Annotated in this window: 2 protein-coding genes; both read right to left on the minus strand. The window is 68.1% G+C overall.

Annotated elements, in window-relative coordinates; translation table 11 throughout:
- Nucleotides 1–10: 10 nt before the first annotated feature.
- The gene (locus AC07F0_RS40000) at nt 11–244 is read right to left on the minus strand and encodes a hypothetical protein (RefSeq protein ID WP_478985257.1); all 234 of its coding nucleotides are present in this window, start codon (nt 242–244) and stop codon (nt 11–13) included.
- Nucleotides 245–309: 65 nt separating this feature from the next.
- On the minus strand, nt 310–1,785 hold the full coding sequence (locus AC07F0_RS40005; RefSeq protein WP_478985258.1) for an NF041680 family putative transposase: 1,476 nt from the start codon (nt 1,783–1,785) through the stop codon (nt 310–312).
- Nucleotides 1,786–1,919: the final 134 nt, after the last annotated feature.

Here is a 1,919-nt window from a genome sequence, read left to right on the forward strand (position 1 = left end):
AGCTTGTCGTTTAACCTCGGCTCTCGATGAGACGGGCGAGTGATTCTGTGGGCCAGCAGAGCCACTGCAGAACTGGGTTGGTGACCACGAAGTAGTGGGCGCTGACCCGACCTCGCTCCTTGTCCAGGATCTGCGGGGCCTCATCGCGGTAGACGTAGCGGAGATAGCGGCGGCGGATCGGTGCTCCTGCTATCAGCAGCACTGGTGAGGCGACAAGGACGGCCAGCGGGACCAGGACTTTCACGACTGTGAGCTTGGCTCTCTCCTCATAGCGCATGCGCTCAGTGTGCTGGCCCTCTGTGCCACTCGTCAGCCTGTTCTGCGGGGTTTGGTGCCCACCTTGTGGTGGGCGGGACGGCTGTATGCCTCGCCGGTGGCGAGGACGCGTCCCACGTCATGACGGATAGCCGGATAGCGGTTCTTCGAGCCGGGCGGTCGGCCTGGGCCGGGACGGGAGGGTTTCGGTGCGCCGACGGGTGAGCCGGTCTTCGCGTGCAGGTTTCTGAACCCTCTGCGGACGCGGGCGGGTGTCATTTTGTTCGGCTCGGTCGGCTTTTCCCAGGGCCTGCGAAGGTCGGTGGCCAGCGGGCGGGCGATCCGGAGCTGGGCATAGGCGGCGATGACGAGCCAGGTCCACCGGTCGGCCGCTTCCGAGCTGCGGAGCCGGGGCTTGGTCCACCCGAGGGTCTGCTTGAACAGGCGGAATGTGTGCTCGATGTCGAAGCGCCGGAGGAAGGACTGCCAGCAGCGGTCGACGTCCGCTTCGGTGGCGCCGATTCGCGACCACCACAGCCAGACCGGCCTGTTGACTCCGCCGCTGGGCAGCTTCTCCACGGCCAGGCGGATGACGGTGCCCTCGATGATGGGCAGCGGCCCGTTGTGGTCGAGCCATGCGGCCCGGTGGGTCAGCCGCGGGTGCAGCCGGTCCCTTGCCTGCGCGGTCGCTGTCCCGTAGAGCCGGGTTTCCGTGGCCGTCACGGCCTGCTCGGTGTTCCAGGTCGTGGGGTCGCCGAAGACGAACTCGCCGCCGTGCTTGGGCGGCCGGCCGCCCTTGGGGTTAGCCAGGTGGAACTCTTCGCGGGAGGGTGTCGGACGCCGCATCACCCGGTCTGAACGGAGTCGGCCGAGGATCTCGACGGGCAGGTCACTCAGCAGGTGGGCGATGCGCGGGGCGTCGTATCCGGCGTCCAGCACGACCAGGACCTCAGGGTCACCCGGTCGCCACTGGCCGGCGGTGACTAGCCGCTCGACGACCTCGCGGATCTGCACCGTGGTCACGGCGGCGACGTCGGCGCCGGGCTCCAGGCGGACAGCGTCCAGCACCGCCGTCCAGGACGTGCGGCCGGTCTCCAGCGCAGCCACCACCGAGTACGGCCAGCCCGGCACCATCTGATGCTTGCCCTCGCCCCGGCCGAAGGTGTGGCAAAAGGCACGGTTGGCAGAGGTGTTGGCGTCCGGTCGCAGCCACGGCGAGACATCGACGGCCAGTACGAGCCGACCGTCCGCCGCCCTCGGCAGCGGCACCTCGGTCAGGGCACGACGCAGCCGTGCGACGTCGATCCGGCCCTGGTTGAGTCCGCCGTACAGAGCTCCGTGACCTCGGCGGTGTTCGGGCGCGAGCGCGAGATCAACCAGCGTCCGCACCGGCCCGTCCGTGCACAACAGCGCGTCGCACAACTCGAACAACGCGTCGCCCCGCGCGGTCAGACACGCGTACAACTCCGACCGGAAGCGTGACACTTCCGCGAGCGCATCCCGCAGGACGCCCTGATGCACCAAACTCACGACCACGGCCTTCGCGCTGATCCACTCTGTGACGGAGCACAGGATCAGACGAAGGCCGCTTACACGTCCGCCGAACTGCGAGAACGCTGATCAAGTTCGAGCCGCGTTCGACGCTGGACGTTAAACGACAAGCT

The organism is Streptomyces sp. NPDC045955, assembly GCF_056430805.1.